Below are 18334 nucleotides of genomic sequence, written 5' to 3'. Positions count from 1 at the left end.
TAAAGTCTAGTTGTAGACCTTTTCTATTTTATTTTAAGAATGTATAAATATAATCTTGAAAAATGAAACATGTAGTTGTACTTACAGGAGCAGGAATAAGTGCTGAAAGTGGTATTAAAACTTTTAGAGATGCAGATGGTCTCTGGGAAGGACACGATGTTATGGAAGTAGCATCTCCACAAGGGTTTGCTAAAAACCCAGAATTGGTTTTAGATTTTTATAACCAACGAAGAAAACAACTTTTACAAGTAGAACCTAATGAGGCACACAGAGTTTTGGCTAAATTTGAATCTAAATACAAAGTATCTATAGTTACTCAAAATGTAGATGATTTACACGAAAGAGCAGGTAGCTCTCAGATTATTCATTTACATGGCGAATTACAAAAAGCAAGAAGTTGTTATAACGAACTAGATATTTTTTATTGGAAGAAAGATATTTTACTTGGAGATTTATGTAAACAAGGTTACCAAATTAGACCTCACATTGTATGGTTTGGTGAAGCTGTACCAATGATGGATGAAGCTATAAAAGTATGCGAAACTGCCGATATTCTTGTTATAATTGGTACATCTATGCAAGTATATCCAGCAGCTAGTCTGATAGATTTTGTACCACAACATATTCCAATTTATTATATAGACCCAAAACCGGCCAAAGTAAATAATAATAGAATAGTAGTGATTCCTGAAACTGCAACTGAAGGAGTAAAAAAACTTATAAAGCTTTTTTCTTAATACCTTTATACAATATAAAAGATAAAAATTGAGTTTTAAAGTTACTAACTAGTTTCTCATTCATGCTAAGAATAATCACCATATTACTATTCTTTATAAACTTAGTTAATTTTTCTTATGCTCAATCTGTAGACCCTAACCCAAACAGTACACATGAAAAATGGGAATATGTTTTAGAAGATACAGGAGATTTTTTACAAATAGCTCTTCCTGTTGCTGCTGGACTAACTACTATTATCAAAAAAGACTGGCAAGGAAGTAAACAATTTGCTTTTTCTTATGCTACAGGATTTGTAATCTCTCATGCATTAAAAAAAATAGTAAAAAAGGAAAGACCAGAAGATAGAAATCTATACGATGCTTTTCCATCTGGACATACAACCTCAGCCTTTAGTGGTGCTTCTTTTATACAAAGACGTTATGGCTGGAAATATGGAAAATGGGCTTATGTATTAGCTACCATTGTTGGCATAAGCAGAATGGAAGGTCCTGATGGATGGCATGACATTTGGGATGTTCTTGGAGGTGCAGCCATTGGCATTGGCAGCACGTATATTTTTACCAAACCATACGAAAAAAACAAGATTAATGTTGGGTTTTACTCAGGAAACAAGCAATACCTTCTTACTTTTAAATATGAGTTTTAATTTATTTTGAAGAAACTCTCTTATCCTTTTTTGGAGGCATTGTACCAAACACCTTATCCCAGAAAGTATTAGATACACCAAAAGCCTTATTTGGATACTTATAATGGTGCAAACTATGGTGATGCCATAAATCTCTAAATCTTTTAGGAGGACGCATAACATGAGTTGCTCTGTGAACAAATGAGTACATTAAATAACCTACAAAAAATCCTGGAAAAAATCCATAAACTAAAGATGAGTAGCCAATAATCCAAAAAACACAATAAAAAATTCCGAATAAAAAAGATGCTAAAATAATACCAGGAACTGGTGGCATTAACAAGCGATCTTTATCTGTTGGAAAGTTATGATGAGCTCCATGCATAATAAAGTGAAATCTTTGAGACCATTTAGCTTCTGTTACCCAATGAAACACATAGCGATGCAGCATATACTCAGCAAATGTCCAGAAAAATAAGCCAAAAACAAACAAACCTATAAAAGATAAAACACTTAAATCTTTCACGACAATAGCTAAATAAACTAAAAAAGCTATGACCAAACCATAAACAATAATATTAGATATTGGATCTGTTTTGGTTAAACGCTCCAAGATTGGATTCTTAAATATTTCTGCTTGACCAGTCTGAAAATCAGTAGTAACTTCTGGTTTCATAATTTGTTTTATTTGATGTTGCAAAATTATAAAAAAAAATAAAATCTAATGTAAACTATCTAGAATAGTTTGGAGATTCCTTAGTGATTGTAACATCATGAGGATGGCTTTCATTAATACCTGAAGCTGTAATTTTTATAAATTGTCCTGTTGATTGTAGTGTGTTAATATCTTTGGAACCACAATAACCCATTCCAGCTTTTAAGCCACCAACAAACTGATGAATACTTTCGTATAATTCACCTTTATAAGGGACACGACCAACAATGCCTTCTGGAACTAATTTTTTAATATCGTCTTCAACATCTTGAAAATATCTGTCTTTACTTCCTTGTTTCATGGCTTCTACTGAACCCATGCCTCTATAAGACTTAAATTTTCTTCCTTCGTATATTATTGTTTCACCTGGACTTTCTTTAGTTCCAGCTAATAAAGAACCTAACATAACCGTATCCGCACCTGCTGCTATAGCTTTTGGGATATCTCCTGTGTATCTAATTCCACCATCTGCAATTACAGGAACTCCTGATCCTTTAATGGCTGCTGCAACTTCTAATACTGCTGAAAATTGAGGATATCCAACTCCTGCAACTACTCGAGTTGTACAAATAGAACCAGGACCAATCCCAACTTTTACAGCATCTGCTCCAGCTTCAACTAAATATTTTGCAGCTGCTCCAGTTGCTATATTTCCAACTATGACATCTAATTTTGGAAATTTTGCTTTTACTTCTTTAAGCACTGCAACAACTCCTTTTGTATGACCATGAGCTGTATCTATAATAACTGCATCTACACCAGACTTCACTAGAGCTTCGGTACGCTCTACAGCATCTGCAGTTACTCCAAGAGCAGCAGCTACACGCAAACGACCAAACACATCTTTATTTGAAATGGGTTTTTGAGTAAGTTTTGTAATATCTCTAAAGGTTATTAAACCTGCTAGCTTATAATTATCATCGACAATCAATAATTTCTCAATTTTATGTTCTTGTAGAATGACTTCAGCTTGCTGTAAAGACGTTCCAACTGGTGCTGTTACTAATCTACCACTAGTCATAACTTCAACAATTGGTCTTTCGCCATCTTTTTCAAAACGCAAATCCCTATTGGTTACAATACCTTTTAAAAAACCTTGGTCATCCACAATTGGAATACCACCAATACCATGTTCTGCCATATTTTGTTTAGCATCAAGCACTGTTGCATCTATGGTTAAAGTAACAGGGTCTGTAATCATACCACTTTCAGCACGCTTTACTTTACGAACTTCGTTAGCCTGTTGTGCAATCGTCATATTTTTATGAAGTACACCAATTCCACCTTCACGAGCCATAGCAATAGCCATAGCACTTTCTGTAACAGTATCCATAGCAGCTGAAACTATTGGAATATTTATAGTAATGTTTCTAGAGAATTTTGATTGAATATTGACTTCTCGAGGTAAGACTTCTGAAAAAGCTGGAATTAATAGGACGTCGTCGTAAGTTAGTCCTTCTCCTACAATTTTGTTTGAATGTGATGTCATATTGCAATTACATTTATAATTGCGTGCAAATATACAATATTTATAGGGAATTAAGTTTTAACTTATTCTTAAATTATTTTTATTCAGATTTTCAATAAACTCTTAAGGTATTTAAGACAAATCAATTCTTTATTATTTACTTATTATTACGGCTAAAAACAGAATTGCTTTTTATAGAAAAAATAAATACTTATGATTCTTTTTTATTTAATAATTGGAACAAAATTATTAAGATTGAAAGGGTGAATGTAAGTGTCATTAAAATTCCAGAAAACATGACAATATATTTCATCCAGAGCAGTCCAGTCCAAAGCAAGTACAGGCCTCCAAATGTTAAGATAACAGATAGAAAAGGCTCGACAATTAAAAACAGTTTAAGTTTCATATTTAGCTTGGTTGTGCTTAAAATTACACCAACTAAAAAGAAAATAATTGACATAGATAGAATATGATTATGAACCAAAGTAAGCATTTCTTGCTCGCTTTTTTTGAATTTCATAACAGTAGCTTCTTCATTAAATTCATTTCCTAAATATTGTTCTTCAATACCATTTGGATTTGCTGTAGATGTTTCGCCAACAAAAAGCAATCCTGTATAAAAACCAATACTTAACACAATAATAAATGCTGCAATTAAGAACTTTATTTCTTTTGGGAATGAGTATATTAAGCCATTTAGTTGCATATTAAATTATGTTTTTTGAATGAAGAATTTTTAAAGATTTTAATAAATTATTCATAGCAGTTGTCATGGATCTTACAGAAATAGTTGCCCCAGAAATAGCCATAATATTATCTCCATATCTTAAATCGTCGTTCTGCGTTTTGCCTACAAATTGTCTTAACCATCGCTTACTACCAATCTCTCCTCCATAATCTTCTCTGTAAATTAGAATCTTTGTATTTAGTACTACGAGCTCAGTATCTAATAAAACTAAATAATCAAATGCATCTGTTTTACTTGGTGCTTCAGAAACATAGGCATATCCAATTAACTTGTTATTTTCAAAAATTTGAAAGAAGTTATCTGCTTCAAATTTGGAAGGTAATTGTTTCGAAATATCTTGTGGCACACTAAAAGATTCAAATTTAAAAGTTTCAGTTTTAAACGTTTCAGAAATCTCTTTATCTACTTTCTTTTGGATATTTTTTGGCAAACCAATTACTTGAAGTGCTAAAAAAACAAATAAAATTATGGTGTGGTTTAAATTCATTATGCAAAGATATTTAAATGTTTAGTGATACCAACTAAAATGTCAAATAGCTAGAGTGAATTTTACGTCATCTCTAGCTATAGAACAATTAAAAACTAATTCTTGTTTTAGAACCAAACACCTATTCCAAAGTTTAATTGATTAGGCAAACTGTTATTTGTTGCATCATTTTTAAACTGGTAATCTGCCTTAACAACAGCGCCTGGAGTAATTTTATAAGTTAACCCTAATGTCCAATCGCTTCTATTATATGCATCATTAACTAAAAGGTCTCCTTTTACTTTTGCATTAGTATCGTAATCTTCATAACGTGCAAAGGCATATAACTGTTGTTTTTTAGTTAGTGGTAATAAATTAAATGCTGCTTCTAAATACCAACCTTGCATAGCGCTTCCTAACCCTTGAGTTGGATCAGCTTCCAAATCGTAATATAATTCGTTATAAGCTTCAGTATCTGTTAAACCTGAGTACACAAATTGTCCACGAGCAGATAAACGCTTGTAAGCATAACGTGCATCAAGACCAACCATTGAAAGACCAACACTTGAGCCATCTAATTCTTCAACATCGTCTTCTGCTTGCGAACGGCCAACATATCCAGATAATCCTAAACGTAATCCTGGTAAACCATAATAATCTAATTTAGCCGAAAAGTTAGGTGAATCTACAGTAGATTGAATTCCTTTTTGTCTTCCGTTACGTAAACCATCTTTACCTCCCAATAATTTTGACCCATTTACTGAAGCAAAACCTGTAAAAATATATGCTTGGTAGCGTAATGAAGCATCATCAATTTTACCTGCAACACCTACTCCAATTTCTCTCCAAGTTGTTGGTACAATACTCTTATCCATACTTGGACGCTCCACACCATTAAAGGTTGTAGGTTCGTGATATTCGTTTATAATTCCCATTGGAATTAACATTAAACCTCCACGTAGATTTAAATTATCTGTTAAACTATATTGTAAAAAAGCTTGCTCAACAAAAACTTCGCTCACATGCTCAAATTCTACTTCTGTAACAAATTGGACTTTATCGCTAAATTTGTAACCAAATAATAAGACCAAGCGTTGTACGTCTAGCTCGCCATTATTGCCTTCTGGCTGATTATATGTAATTTCTCCATAACCTCCTACTGTAACTCCAGAACTCACATTACCAGATAAGATACGTTGTGCTGAATTTTGTTGTTGTTGTGGATTTGTATATAAAGAATCTGGTACTGTTTGGGAAAATGTAATAGCTGAAATTAATAAGGCTACTACTAATAAAACATTTTTCATTTTTGGGTAATTAAGTATTATTTTTATTTAGACTTGTTTTAAATAGTGAATTAATTCGTCGGCAAAAATAGTATAGGATTTTAAATACACAAAGTTTATTTAGATTAAATTTAAATAATATTTTAACAAAAATTTTAACATGCTGAAAACATGAAAATTAGGGAAGAAAAAAATTAATGGTAAGCAGTAAAAATTTTGGTTGCTTCGTTATAAGCGCTTTCAAAGCTGAGAGCATTGAGGTTAGATACCTTTTTTTGTGTAAAATAGGAAAGTAGTTTTTCGGTTGGCATATTTCCAGTTAATTCGTCTTTTGCCATTGGGCAACCACCAAACCCTTGAATAGCTCCATCGAATCTTTTGCAACCTGCATTATAAGCAGCATCCACTTTTTCAAACCAAGTAGTTGGTGTGGTATGCAAGTGTGCACCAAACTCTATTTCAGGATATTTAGGAATTAAATTAGAAAACAAATAGCTAATGTTTTCAGGATTAGAACTACCTATAGTGTCACTTAAAGAGAGTATTCTTACTCCCATTCTTGAAAGTCTTTCTGTCCACTCTCCTACTATGTCAACATTCCATGGGTCTCCATAAGGATTTCCAAAACCCATTGAAATATAAACAACAACTTCTTTATTTGTTTTATCAGCTATTTCAAGTATTTCACTTAGAGTAATTACAGATTGTGCAATAGTTTTGTGCGTGTTTCGCATTTGGAAATTTTCAGAAATAGAAAAAGGATAACCTAAGTAATCTATTTGTTGATGCACAGAAGCATCTTGAGCTCCTCGAGTATTTGCAATAATAGCCAACAGTTTACTTTCCGTTGTACTTAAATCTAATTGCTCTAAAACTTGAGCAGTATCAACCATTTGAGGAATAGCCTTTGGAGAAACAAAACTTCCAAAATCTATAGTATCAAAACCAACACGTAATAAAGACTGAATGTATTGTACTTTTTTTTCGGTAGGAATAAAGGCTTTAATGCCTTGCATGGCATCACGTGGACATTCAATAACTTTAATTTTGTCTAACATTTATATTGACATTGGAAATGTAAAAATAGTATTATTTTCTTTAAAGCAAGATGAAAACTGCAATACCTACAAACACAATAATTTGTAGCCATTTAAAAAACAGTCCTACTTGATGATGCTTTTTCATATAACTGGAAATGGTTCCTGCTAATAATGCTATTGAAGAAAAAATAATAAATGAAACTGCCATAAACAAAAGACCTAAAACATAGAATTGAGTTACTTGACTAAGAGAATTACTAAAAAGAAACCCAGGAAATAAAGCCAGAAAGAATAACGACACTTTAGGGTTTAAAACATTCATTAAAAAACCCTGTTTAAATAATTGACTTAAGGTTTTCTTTTTAACATGATTAGAATTCAAACTTAATTCTGAATCACTTTTAAAGACTTTATAAGCTAAATACAATAAATAAGTAGCTCCAAATAGTTTAATTATTAGATATATATATTCGTTTTCTTTAATAAGTACCGACACGCCAAATGCTACGAGTGTTGTATGTACCAAACATCCGGAAATTAATCCAGAAACTGTAGCTAAGCCAAATTTCTTCCCATGACTCATACTTTGCATAAGCACATAAATATTATCTGGTCCTGGAGAAATTGCTAATGCTGACGTTGCAAAAACAAACGAAATTAAAAGGTCGTAATTCAGTGTATTTAATTTTTTTTTGTAAAAATAGGGATAATAATAGTATTGTTAGTGTCTTTTTAATTCTTGTAAAAAAGCTCTTTTAATCTTAAATGTTTATTTTAGCTTAAAATAATAAATAATTAAAACATGAAAAACATTACAAAGTTAGCACTTACTTTCTGTTTCTTTATTCTACTTCAAAACAGCGTATTTTCTCAAGAAATATCTGAATGTGGTGTTATTGAAACCCCTGAATCTTTAGAATTTTACGAGAATAACAAAGAGCAGATAATACAATTTGAACAAGAATATTTAAAGAATATAGGTACTCGTCAATCTGTTACTTCTATTCCAGTAAAAGCACATGTTATAAGAACAACTGGTGGAACTGGAGGTTTAACTGTAACGCAATTAAACGATGCTATGAATGTTATGAATGCATTCTATGCCAATGCAAACATGAATTTTTATTTATGTGATGGTATTAACTATATAGACAATAGTACTTATTACGATTTTATTGATTCTGATGAAGCTGCAATGACAGCTGCCTATAATGTAACTGGATTAATAAATATCTATTTTGCAAATAGTGCTACTAGAGCTAGTTCTGGAAGTTCTGTTTGTGGTTATGCATATTATCCAGGTGGTCCAGATACTATAATCATGGTTAATTCTTGTGCATTAAATGGAAGTACTCTTGCACATGAAATGGGACACTTTTTTAGCTTAAGACATACACATAATGGTGGTACTGAATTAGTTGATGGTTCTAACTGTACAACTGATGGAGATTATTTATGTGATACTCCTGCAGACCCAACATTATCTTATTCTAATGTAACCTCATCATGTGTTTATATTGGTACAGATACGGATGCTAATGGAGACACTTATGTTCCAGACCCTAGCAACGTGATGTCTTATTCTAGAAAGCCTTGTAGAACTTATTTTTCTCCACAGCAATATGCTAGATTATATGCAACTTTTCAAACAACCAGAAACAATTTTAATTGTGCTAGCTTTAATATAGATTTTACTGCTAATAATACACAAACCTGTACAAACTCTTTAACTGTTAACTTTACAGATAATAGTGTTGGTGCTACTTCTTGGGAATGGGATGTTGATGGAGATAATGTTGTAGATTATACAACACAAAATCCAAGTCATACATATAATACACCAGGATTTTATGATGTTACTTTAACTGTTTATAATGCAACATCTTCTATTACAAAAAGTGAATCTGAATATATACAAGTAGGTGCCTCTACTAATCTTCCAATGGATAGAGATTTTAATGCGCTTACTAATTTACAGGCAGATGGTTGGAAAGCAACAGCTACATCAGGTTCAGAATTTGTTTGGACACTAAACGCTGGTACAACACTTTCTGGTAGTACTGGACCAACAGGAGATAATTCTCCAGCTGGAGATGGACTATATATTTACACAGAAGCTTCTGGATCAAGTTCAGGTGATGTAGCAGAATATACGTCTCCATGTATTGATATAAATTATTCAGATGCTATTTTATCATTTTACTATCACATGTTTGGTAGTTCTATGGGAGAACTTCATGTCGATATAGATTCTGGTTCTGGATTTGTAAACGATGTAACAACAGCAATAGTAGGTCAGCAACAATCCACAAATGCAGATGCATTTTTAGAGAGACAAGTGGATTTATTTTCTTATGCAGGTCAAACTATTAGAATTCGTTTTAGAGCTATTAGAGGTACTAGTTTTAATAGTGATGTTGCTATTGATGATATTAGTATAAATGGCACATTATCTATTAGTAATTTTAATGAAGAAACGGTTAGAATCTTTCCAAATCCTGTAAATGACAATATTTTAAATGTGAAACTATCCTCTTCACAAACTGATGTATCTTATAGAATTATGAATATTCTAGGTCAAGAAATAATGAATGGGCATTTAGAAAATGAAAAAATTGAAGTTTCAAATATGGCTTCTGGAACTTACTTTTTATCGTTAGAATCTAATGGATTCAAATTCATCAAGAAGTTTATTAAACTTTAAGAAAACATAATTTATATAAAAAAAGCACTCCATTGGAGTGCTTTTTTTTACTCTTTTAAAAGCGCCTTATTAATATCTTTAATTAGTTTAGGCCCTTCATAAATAAAACCTGTATAAAGCTGAATTAAATCGGCTCCTGCATCTATTTTTTCTAAAGCATCAGTTACAGAATGAATACCTCCTACTCCAATAATTGGAAATGCCTTATTACTTTTTTCGGCAAGAAATCTGATTACTTCAGTAGAGCGATTTGTTAACGGCTTTCCACTTAATCCTCCTGTTTCTGTTCTATTTTTACTAGTCAAGCCTTCACAAGAAATAGTTGTATTAGTGGCAATAACGCCATCTATTTTAGTTTCCTTAACAATATCTATAATATCCATTAATTGACTATCTGTTAAGTCTGGTGCGATTTTTAATAGAATTGGTTTTGGTGAGACTTTTTTAGCATTTAAATCTTTTAAAGTCTGTAAAAGTCTCGTTAAGGGTTCTTTGTCTTGAAGTTCTCTAAGGTTTGGTGTGTTTGGCGAACTTACATTCACCACAAAATAGTCGACATAATCAAATAAGGCATGAAAACATATTTTATAATCTTCTACTGCCTCTTCGTTGGGAGTTACTTTATTTTTACCAATATTGCCTCCTATTAACACACCTTTGTTTTGCTTTAAACGCTCAACAGCCTCTACAACTCCACCATTATTAAAACCCATTCTGTTAATAATAGCTGAGTCTGATTTTAATCTAAATAAACGTTTTTTAGGATTTCCCTCTTGAGGTTTTGGTGTTAGCGTACCAATTTCAATAAAACCAAAACCAAAATTATTAAGTTCATTATATAATTTAGCGTCCTTATCAAAACCAGCTGCTAAACCAACTGGGTTTTTAAATTTTAATCCGAATAATTCTCTTTCTAAACGTACATTTTCAACAGTATAAATACTCTTAAAGATATTAGAAACAAAAGGAATTTTATTAAAAAACCGAATCATTGAAAACGTAAAGTGATGAATTTTCTCTGGATCGAAAAGAAAAAATATTGGTCGTAATATAAGTTTGTACATGAATATATTTTTGAAAATACAAAAATACAATTCTAATAACTTAATTAATTATTTAAGTAGAAATTATTCTTTTAAATGCGAATGTCTAATATATTTTTCAACAACAACTGCAGTAACTATTACCATATAAAACTGTCCCATCATGGCAAAAAACATTGTTGCTTTTTGAGCTATATCAGAAATTGGGGTTATATCTCCATAACCAATTGTCATTAAAGTTATATAACTATAATAAATAAGGCTATCAATATTATTAGTTATTGTAGCTCCTTCAACCAATCCATTAAAAGAATTGGGAGCAGCTAATTCAATACTAAAAAAAACAAAAAAACCCAAAAGACCAATAGATACGTAACCACTCATTAATCCGAAAATGACTTTTTTATTAACTTCTTTTGCTTGCCATACTTGTCTAATAATTTCGAAAGTAATTAAAGTGTAAAAAATAAAGTAAATTGAAACTTTAATATAATCTATTGTAGTATTGGTATTATTACCTACAAACCTATATAAAAAGACGGATAGAGCTAAAAAAAACAATAAAATACTTATTTTAGATTGTTTACGCCTTTTAGAAAAAATAACATATCCAGAAGATATATTTACTAAAAATAATATATGTGAAATAATTTCAGCAAATAGAACTTTTGGAAAAAGTAATGATCCAAATAGAATAGCTATAAGACTAAAAAAAAATAATTCAAAACGATATGTATATAGCCTTTCAAAGTTCATAAATTAGTCTTCCATTATGGATTCATCGAATTTATAATCTTTATAGCTTACTTTAAAAAGAATACTATATAAAGACGGAACAAACAATAGTGTAATAACTGTTCCAAAAAGAAGCCCAACCATAATACTAACAGCCATACCTTCCCACATTTCACCTCCACTTAAATATAAAGGAATTAAACCAAGTACTGTAGTGAATGTGGCCAATAAAATTGGTCTAAACCTTTGTAAACATGCGGCAATAATAGCATCTTGAATAGGTCTTTTTATCTCTGTTTCTTCAATTTGAATTCTATCTAACAATACAATGGCATTATTAATTACTATTCCAGCTAAAGAAATAACTCCTAAAAATGGCATAAATCCAAATGGTTCTTGAAATACAAGTAACCCAATAGAAACACCAATGATACCTAATGGAATGGTAGCTGCAATCAATATTGTTTTTCTAACAGAATTAAATTGAATAATTAGTAGTAATATAATGATAAAGCCAGATAACGGTAAATAGGCAGTTACAGCTTCCATATTTTCGGCTGTATTTTCTGCATCGCCTCCAAACTTGTAGGTATATCCTTCTGGCCATGATTTTGAAGCCTCTTGAATCCAAGGTGTTATTTCTGTCATAATTGCAGAAGCATTACCAGCTGGAGTTAATTCACTACTAACAACTATAGTTCTATCTATATCTAATCGTTTAATTTTAGCATATTGCCATTCAGGAATTATGCTTGCTACTTGAAGAAGAGGTACACTTTTACCAGAACTTTGAGCATATATATTTAAGGTTTCAATTGATGCTAGAGATTGCTGTTGACTTGCATCACTTCTCATCATTATAGCTATAGACTTATCATCCTCACGATACTCTCCTGTTTGAAAACCATCTAAGACTGTTTGTAAAGAAGTTGCAATATCTTGACTATTTACACCTGCTAATTGCGCTTTATTCTGATCTATATTAACTACAAATTTTTTAGTTTTTGGTCCCCAATCATCTTTAATATTTTTGGTTCCAATAATCCTCGAAAGTTCTTGTTTTGTTTGTTCAGATAGTTCTGCAAGAATATCAGGATTTTCTCCTATTATTTTTATTTCTATTGGAACTCCTCCTCCTCCTCCAGCTAATAATCCAACCTTAACATCAGCATTTGGAAAATTATTAAAACTAAAGGCATCAATTTTCTCAACAATTAAATTATTATATGTAGCGTTAGACACATTTACAAGCATATGAGCATAACTATCATCTGGTTCATCTGGAGAATATCCTAAATCATAAGATTCTGGTCCTTTCCCTACATAAGAAGACCAGTCTGTTACGCCATCTGGACGCGCATCAGTAACAACTAAATCTGAAAAAATATACTCCTCTATTTTCTTTACTACTTCTTTAGTTGCTTCAATTTTAGTACCTTGAGGTAAATTAATATCAACAGTAACCATATTTCTATCACTATCTGGAAAAAATATAAATGTTATATAACTAAATCCATAAAGTGCTAAAATAAGACAGCCAACAATTCCAATAATAACAGACTTCTTATAAGCTAAAGCCCAAAGAATTAGGTTTTTATAATACTCTTTTAAGTTATTAATTGTTTTATCTACTAAAGATAGTTTTTTTTCTGATTTTGGAACAACTTTAAGAAAGAGGAAACATATAAGCGTTATTACAGTTAGAGCAAGAATCCAAGATGATAATAGTGCAATCGATATAACTACAAATATTGGTCCCATAATATCTCCCATTGTAGATTGAGCTAAATAAAAGGCCATAAATGCAGCAGATGTTGTTAACGTAGAAATTAATAATGGTGTAAACAATTCTCCACAGGCTTGCACTGCAGCATCCTTTGCATTAATTCCATTTTCCATTTTAACCATTATGGTTTCTGCAACTACAATGGCATTATCTACCATCATACCAAGAGCCATAATTAATGCTGCTAATGTTACTTGATTAAGTCCCATACCTATAACTCCCATAATCATAAGAGTCATAATAGTTACCATTGGGATTAGACTTGCTATAATTCCACCTGTTCTAAAACCTAAAAATACTAACATGACAATTAACACAATTACTATAGACTGTAATAGGTTTACAATAAAAGCGCTAATTTTATCGTCTATATAAGTATCTAGAGAGGCTAATCTTTGTAACTCTAGACCAACTGGTAAAATACGTTCCCATTTATTAATTACTGTATTTATATCTGTCCCTAATTGAATAACATTCGCTCCTTCTTTTAAGCTAACATGCATGGAAATAGCATCTTTGCCATTAACAGAAACAATTTGTTTTGGAGGATCAATATATCCTTTTTTTACAGTGGTAATGTCTCCTAAATTTACTACTTGAGAACCATCTCCCACAGGAACCAGCATGTTATTAATATCTTCAACCGAATTAAAATTTCCTGTTGGTTCTAAAATAATACGTTCGTCTCCTAAATTAACTTGACCACCTGAACTTAATATGTTTGTAGAACTTATAATAGATTGAAGTTTTGATGAAGACAAACCGTATTCTTTTAAACGTGTGTTATCAAACTCAATAAATACACGTTCTTCTTGATTTCCTCCAAATTCTACCTTGGCAGCTAAATCTAGTTTTATTAAATCATCTTTAATATCGTCTGCATAATCTTTAGCTTCTGCATATGAAAAACCATCTATCACTAATCCAACCACAATTCCATAAACATCACCAATACCATCATCATCTAAATCTGGTTTAACACCTGATGGGAGGCCTTGTATCTTATCTAACTTTCGTCTTAATCTATCCCAAACAGCCTGCAAGTCTTCAGGTTTAACCTCATCTTTCAATTCTACTGTAACGACTGATAATCCTGAACGTGAGGTACTAGTAAGTTCTTTTAATTCTGGTAATTCTTGAGCTACCTTCTCAACAGCGTCTGTTACTAGTTGCTCTACGCGTTCTGGACTTGATCCTGGGAAACTTGAAACAATATTAGCAACGCGTACTGTATAAGGTGGCATACTATCTCTTGGTAAGGATTGATAAAGAAACAATCCCATAAGCATTATAGTTCCTAGAATCATAAAAGTGATTCTGTTGCGTTCAATTGAAAACTTGGCTAAATTCATCTGTTTTAATTAAGTTTTACTTCTTGTCCGTCTAACAAAGTTTGTAATCCAGCAGTGGCAACTTTTTGTCCAATAGACAACCCAGATTCTACTTCAAATCCTGTTGGAGTTAATTTCCCAATAGTTATTGGTTGTTTTTTTACTGTTGCTATATTTTCATCTCCATCCAAAATAAATACAAATCGTGCTTCACCATCCTCACCAACTGAACTTGCTGGTACAACTAATTTTTTTTCTATGGAGCGATCTACAGAAAATTCAAAAGTTACATTGGCTGCCATACCACTTTTTATTCGAGAATCAGATTCTAATATCATAACTGTAACTGGATATGTTGAGGAGTTACTATCCAATGCTGGTGATACTTCAGTAACTTTAGCATTAAAAGTTTCGCCAGGTAAAGCCGTAAAACTAGTTTTAACCTGCATGTCTTTCTTTACTTTATTTATAACAGATTCTGGTAAACCTATTGAAATTTCTATGGCAGAACCAGCATTTAAAACACCAACTACTTGTCCTGGGTTAACATTTTCATCAATTTCAGAGATTACAGAAGATATTACACCTTCTTTTGGTGCATATAAATAGCCATAACTTATTTGTTCTTGCTGAATGGACACACTACGCTTAGAGGATTCAAAACTTGCTACAGCAGTTCTATATGAATTTTTAGCATCTTCGTAATCGCTTAATGAGGAACTTCCCTTTTCATATAATGTTCTAATACGATTAAGATTTAATTTGGCAGTAATCATTTGTGATTCTGCACTGTTTTTTGATTCTATTGAAGATTCATAGTTTAAGCGAGCCTGAACATTATCTAGTTTAGCCAGAAGGTCTCCTTTTTTGACTTCTTGACCTAATTTCATATTCAACTCTGTAATAATTCCTGTATTTCTAAAACTTAAATTAATAATTTTTTCAGTTTTAGCTGTTCCACTAAATTCTCTAATTACATCTCCACCCAAATAAGACACTTCTACATATTTTACTGGTCGTAAAACTACCTCAGGTGCTTCTTCTTTCTTTCCACAATTTAAGAGTAATAAGAAACTTAAAATACTACATGTTTTACTCAATAATTTAATATTCATGTTCATTGCTAATTAGTTGTTATTTGTAAATTCTATAAAGCGTTGTAAGAATTCAGCATGTTCATCTTCAGTTTGTAATAGAAAATAAGTTCCTAAATATCTCTCTAGTTCCATCAAGCCATATAAATAATTATATGTTGCTGTAGATACTGACAATTGAGCTTCTAAATAATTGTTTTGAGCATCTAGTAGTTGTACAATATTTACTGCTCCATTTGCATAAGATGTTTGTGTTAACTCTAACGCTTCTTTGGATGTCTCTTCAAACACTTTAGATAACTCGATATTAGAAATTTCATTAACCAATTGTAAAATTGCATCATTAATGCTCTTTTCTATAGTTAACTTCAAATCATCTTTACTTAAATTTATTTGATCACTTTGTATGGTAGCTATTTGCTTGTTTATATTTTGTTTGTTTTGGTTAAAAACTGGCAAAGACAAGTTTACGCCAACATAATAATAACCATTAGGTGGAGGTGTTAAGAACGTTGGAAATGTACTTCCTGCTCCAGTACGATTAAAGGTGTAATTGTATTGCCCTTGTAATCCAAGAGTTGGTATAAATCGACCTACACTATACAGTTTTTCTGCTCTCTCGGTTGCTATTAAATTATAATCTAAAGCTTTTAATTCCGGAGCATTTTCAAGTGCTTCTTGAATTAAAAAATCTACAAATGTTTTCCTTAATTCTGGGCTATCTAAAAATTCTGCTAATTGTCTATAAATATAACCTTGAAACGATCCTTCTAGCAATTCTGTGTCTTCAACATCTATTTTACTATCTATTGGATTATTTAAAACTTTATTTAATTCGTAAAACCCTTGCTCCATATTATTAAGAGCTATAATCAAATCTTGTATATTCTGCGTCAACTCACTTCTAAAACGTAGCACATCTGATTTACCTGTTAATCCTGCTTCAAAATTGTGGGTTGCTATTTGTAAATTGGTTTTTGTTAAATCTAAATTCTGACTTTGAACTTTATAATTTGCCTTATAGATAAGTGCATTAAAATAAGCTCCCGAAGCAGAAAAAATAGTATTTAATTCTTCGCTATTATAGTTTTCTTGTTGTGCTTGTTGTAAGGCTTTTTGTATGGTTATATTAGCACTAGCAGCTTGTGAATATATTGTTTGGTTCAGCGTTACATTACCAGCAGTAGACCATTCAGGACTTTGTCCATTGGCAGTTTCTGCCAACTCTGGATCAACATAATCTCCAGTTGCAGAAACAAATACATCTGGTAAATATTCGCTTTTTGCTAGTTGTGTGTCTTTTTCTGAAATAAGAACATCTTGCTTGTTAGTCTTAAGTTGCAAATTTTCTTCAATGGCCTCTTGCATTACATCAACCAGCGTATATTTTTTATCGGCAACTAAATCTGTAGCATCACCTATTATATTAGTAGTAACAATTAAGCTATACTTTAAATGTAGACCTAACTTATTGGCTGTATTAATATTTATTGTTAACTTTTTATCTAGCTCTAATAATGAAGCTATTTCTGGAAATTCTTTTTCATTAATAATGGATTCTACATTAAGTGCAATTCGTCTAAAAAACTGATTAACCTCTGTCTGATCATGGCTTGTTGCCAATAAACCTAGTTCAACATCATTTATAGGTGTTGTTGTAAAAGAAGGAATTTTTCTATCAATTAAAGCATCAGCTAATTTGTGAATATCAGAATCAGAAAAATAATAACCTCCTAATAAATATACGGCATCCATCTCGTCTAGATTATTCAATATATCATCAACTGAAGCAAATGGAATCACTTCTAATTCTAAATCTAATTTACTCTCTAGTTTTTCTACAGTACTATCAATATTCCCATAATTCAAAAACGACTCTTCTATTAAGACACCTACTTTTCTAGGGTTAACTAATTCCTTAAGCAATTCTAAATCCTCTTCATAAGACTGAAGCGTAATAATAGCTGTAAAATTTTCAATAGATTTTAAGTTATTAAAATGAGGCTTATCAATTAAATCTTGACTCACGTTTCCAAATAAAATAGTTGGTTTTGGAAAATTGCCTTGTTTAGTCAACATTAAATTATTTAAAGTCCCAAAAGCAATAATAATGTCTGTTTCATTATCAAGTAGGGTTTGATAATTTTTTAACGCCAAGTCAATATCAAAATCATTAATAAGTCTATTTGCATCTGAATATTGGATTATAGCATCTTCACCTATTACAGCCTTTATTTCATTTTCAAGATCATTTAATCTCACATCTATAGCATTACTGCTTTTATCAAGCAAAAAACCTATATCATAAACTTTAGTCTGACTAAAACTTGTTACTGTAATAAAAAATAAAAAGAAGACACATATTTTGAAGCGCATTTTCAACAGTTTTTTAACTTAAGTGGTTAAAATTAATTCTAAAATGATTAGAATCAAATTATATGGTTATTTATTTTCATCGAATTGCTAGTATTTACAACGTAAAAGCAGATTTTACAGATAAATTTGAAACCCATATTTCAAAATTAAATGGTACTTTTGAAAATCTAAACTAACAC

General features: G+C 31.3%; 15 protein-coding genes. 3 read left to right on the top strand and 12 right to left on the bottom strand.

Annotation, left to right across the window (positions count from 1 at the left end; translation table 11 throughout):
• Nucleotides 1–62 precede the first annotated feature (62 nt).
• Together LX78_RS11650 and LX78_RS11645 are read left to right on the top strand one after the other, a co-directional pair.
• Nucleotides 63–737 carry an SIR2 family NAD-dependent protein deacylase gene (locus LX78_RS11650; protein WP_109682839.1) on the top strand — a complete coding sequence of 225 codons (675 nt, stop codon included), beginning with the start codon at nt 63–65 and terminating at the stop codon, nt 735–737.
• 62 nt (nt 738–799) lie between these two features.
• Nucleotides 800–1384 (top strand): phosphatase PAP2 family protein, encoded by a 585-nt coding sequence (locus LX78_RS11645; protein ID WP_109682838.1) that lies wholly within the window; start codon nt 800–802, stop codon nt 1382–1384.
• A 1-nt stretch (nt 1385) separates the two neighbouring features.
• Here the strand turns inward: LX78_RS11645 and LX78_RS11640 are convergent, their stop codons facing one another.
• From LX78_RS11640 to LX78_RS11610, 7 genes are all read right to left on the bottom strand, one after another.
• Nucleotides 1386–2039: a sterol desaturase family protein gene (locus tag LX78_RS11640; protein ID WP_109682837.1), complete on the bottom strand. Its 654-nt coding sequence runs from the start codon at nt 2037–2039 to the stop codon at nt 1386–1388.
• Between the two features lie 55 nt (nt 2040–2094).
• On the bottom strand, nt 2095–3567 hold the full coding sequence (gene guaB / locus LX78_RS11635) for an IMP dehydrogenase (RefSeq protein WP_109682836.1): 1473 nt from the start codon (nt 3565–3567) through the stop codon (nt 2095–2097).
• Between the two features lie 190 nt (nt 3568–3757).
• On the bottom strand, nt 3758–4252 hold the full coding sequence (locus tag LX78_RS11630; RefSeq protein WP_109682835.1) for a hypothetical protein: 495 nt from the start codon (nt 4250–4252) through the stop codon (nt 3758–3760).
• A gap of 1 nt (nt 4253) precedes the next feature.
• Nucleotides 4254–4781 (bottom strand): FMN-binding protein, encoded by a 528-nt coding sequence (locus LX78_RS11625; protein WP_109682834.1) that lies wholly within the window; start codon nt 4779–4781, stop codon nt 4254–4256.
• A 107-nt stretch (nt 4782–4888) separates the two neighbouring features.
• On the bottom strand, nt 4889–6067 hold the full coding sequence (locus LX78_RS11620; RefSeq protein WP_109682833.1) for a porin: 1179 nt from the start codon (nt 6065–6067) through the stop codon (nt 4889–4891).
• Between the two features lie 173 nt (nt 6068–6240).
• Nucleotides 6241–7104 carry a hydroxymethylglutaryl-CoA lyase gene (locus tag LX78_RS11615; RefSeq protein WP_109682832.1) on the bottom strand — a complete coding sequence of 288 codons (864 nt, stop codon included), beginning with the start codon at nt 7102–7104 and terminating at the stop codon, nt 6241–6243.
• A gap of 40 nt (nt 7105–7144) precedes the next feature.
• Nucleotides 7145–7762 (bottom strand): LysE family translocator, encoded by a 618-nt coding sequence (locus LX78_RS11610; protein ID WP_109682831.1) that lies wholly within the window; start codon nt 7760–7762, stop codon nt 7145–7147.
• Between the two features lie 126 nt (nt 7763–7888).
• On the opposite strand from LX78_RS11610, the gene LX78_RS11605 reads away from it, so the two are divergent.
• Nucleotides 7889–9790: a T9SS type A sorting domain-containing protein gene (locus tag LX78_RS11605; RefSeq protein ID WP_109682830.1), complete on the top strand. Its 1902-nt coding sequence runs from the start codon at nt 7889–7891 to the stop codon at nt 9788–9790.
• 47 nt (nt 9791–9837) lie between these two features.
• Here the strand turns inward: LX78_RS11605 and LX78_RS11600 are convergent, their stop codons facing one another.
• The 5 genes from LX78_RS11600 to LX78_RS11580 form a co-directional block, all read right to left on the bottom strand.
• Nucleotides 9838–10854 carry a quinone-dependent dihydroorotate dehydrogenase gene (locus tag LX78_RS11600; RefSeq protein WP_109682829.1) on the bottom strand — a complete coding sequence of 339 codons (1017 nt, stop codon included), beginning with the start codon at nt 10852–10854 and terminating at the stop codon, nt 9838–9840.
• Nucleotides 10855–10917: 63 nt separating this feature from the next.
• Nucleotides 10918–11589, bottom strand: coding sequence for a potassium channel family protein (locus tag LX78_RS11595; protein WP_109682828.1), 672 nt, complete (start codon nt 11587–11589; stop codon nt 10918–10920).
• 3 nt (nt 11590–11592) lie between these two features.
• Complete coding sequence (locus LX78_RS11590; protein ID WP_109682827.1) at nt 11593–14706, bottom strand: efflux RND transporter permease subunit; 3114 nt, start codon at nt 14704–14706, stop codon at nt 11593–11595.
• A gap of 5 nt (nt 14707–14711) precedes the next feature.
• Nucleotides 14712–15800 (bottom strand): efflux RND transporter periplasmic adaptor subunit, encoded by a 1089-nt coding sequence (locus LX78_RS11585; protein ID WP_109682826.1) that lies wholly within the window; start codon nt 15798–15800, stop codon nt 14712–14714.
• A gap of 12 nt (nt 15801–15812) precedes the next feature.
• Entirely contained in the window at nt 15813–18155 is a 2343-nt protein-coding gene (locus LX78_RS11580; RefSeq protein ID WP_109682825.1) for a TolC family protein, read from the bottom strand.
• Between the last annotated feature and the right edge of the window lie 179 nt (nt 18156–18334).

It is taken from the genome of Xanthomarina spongicola (genome assembly GCF_003148645.1).
In the GTDB taxonomy this organism is placed as follows: Bacteria; Bacteroidota; Bacteroidia; order Flavobacteriales; family Flavobacteriaceae; genus Xanthomarina; species Xanthomarina spongicola.
This window is presented reverse-complemented; position numbering and strand designations above follow the sequence as displayed.

Coding starts and splice junctions, on each gene's coding strand:
- LX78_RS11650 (WP_109682839.1), top strand. CDS start 63: ATGAAACATGTAGTTGTACTTACAGGAGCAGGAATAAGTGCTGAAAGT.
- LX78_RS11645 (WP_109682838.1), top strand. CDS start 800: ATGCTAAGAATAATCACCATATTACTATTCTTTATAAACTTAGTTAAT.
- LX78_RS11640 (WP_109682837.1), bottom strand. CDS start 2,039: ATGAAACCAGAAGTTACTACTGATTTTCAGACTGGTCAAGCAGAAATA.
- guaB (WP_109682836.1), bottom strand. CDS start 3,567: ATGACATCACATTCAAACAAAATTGTAGGAGAAGGACTAACTTACGAC.
- LX78_RS11630 (WP_109682835.1), bottom strand. CDS start 4,252: ATGCAACTAAATGGCTTAATATACTCATTCCCAAAAGAAATAAAGTTC.
- LX78_RS11625 (WP_109682834.1), bottom strand. CDS start 4,781: ATGAATTTAAACCACACCATAATTTTATTTGTTTTTTTAGCACTTCAA.
- LX78_RS11620 (WP_109682833.1), bottom strand. CDS start 6,067: ATGAAAAATGTTTTATTAGTAGTAGCCTTATTAATTTCAGCTATTACA.
- LX78_RS11615 (WP_109682832.1), bottom strand. CDS start 7,104: ATGTTAGACAAAATTAAAGTTATTGAATGTCCACGTGATGCCATGCAA.
- LX78_RS11605 (WP_109682830.1), top strand. CDS start 7,889: ATGAAAAACATTACAAAGTTAGCACTTACTTTCTGTTTCTTTATTCTA.
- LX78_RS11600 (WP_109682829.1), bottom strand. CDS start 10,854: ATGTACAAACTTATATTACGACCAATATTTTTTCTTTTCGATCCAGAG.
- LX78_RS11595 (WP_109682828.1), bottom strand. CDS start 11,589: ATGAACTTTGAAAGGCTATATACATATCGTTTTGAATTATTTTTTTTT.
- LX78_RS11590 (WP_109682827.1), bottom strand. CDS start 14,706: ATGAATTTAGCCAAGTTTTCAATTGAACGCAACAGAATCACTTTTATG.
- LX78_RS11585 (WP_109682826.1), bottom strand. CDS start 15,800: ATGAATATTAAATTATTGAGTAAAACATGTAGTATTTTAAGTTTCTTA.
- LX78_RS11580 (WP_109682825.1), bottom strand. CDS start 18,155: ATGCGCTTCAAAATATGTGTCTTCTTTTTATTTTTTATTACAGTAACA.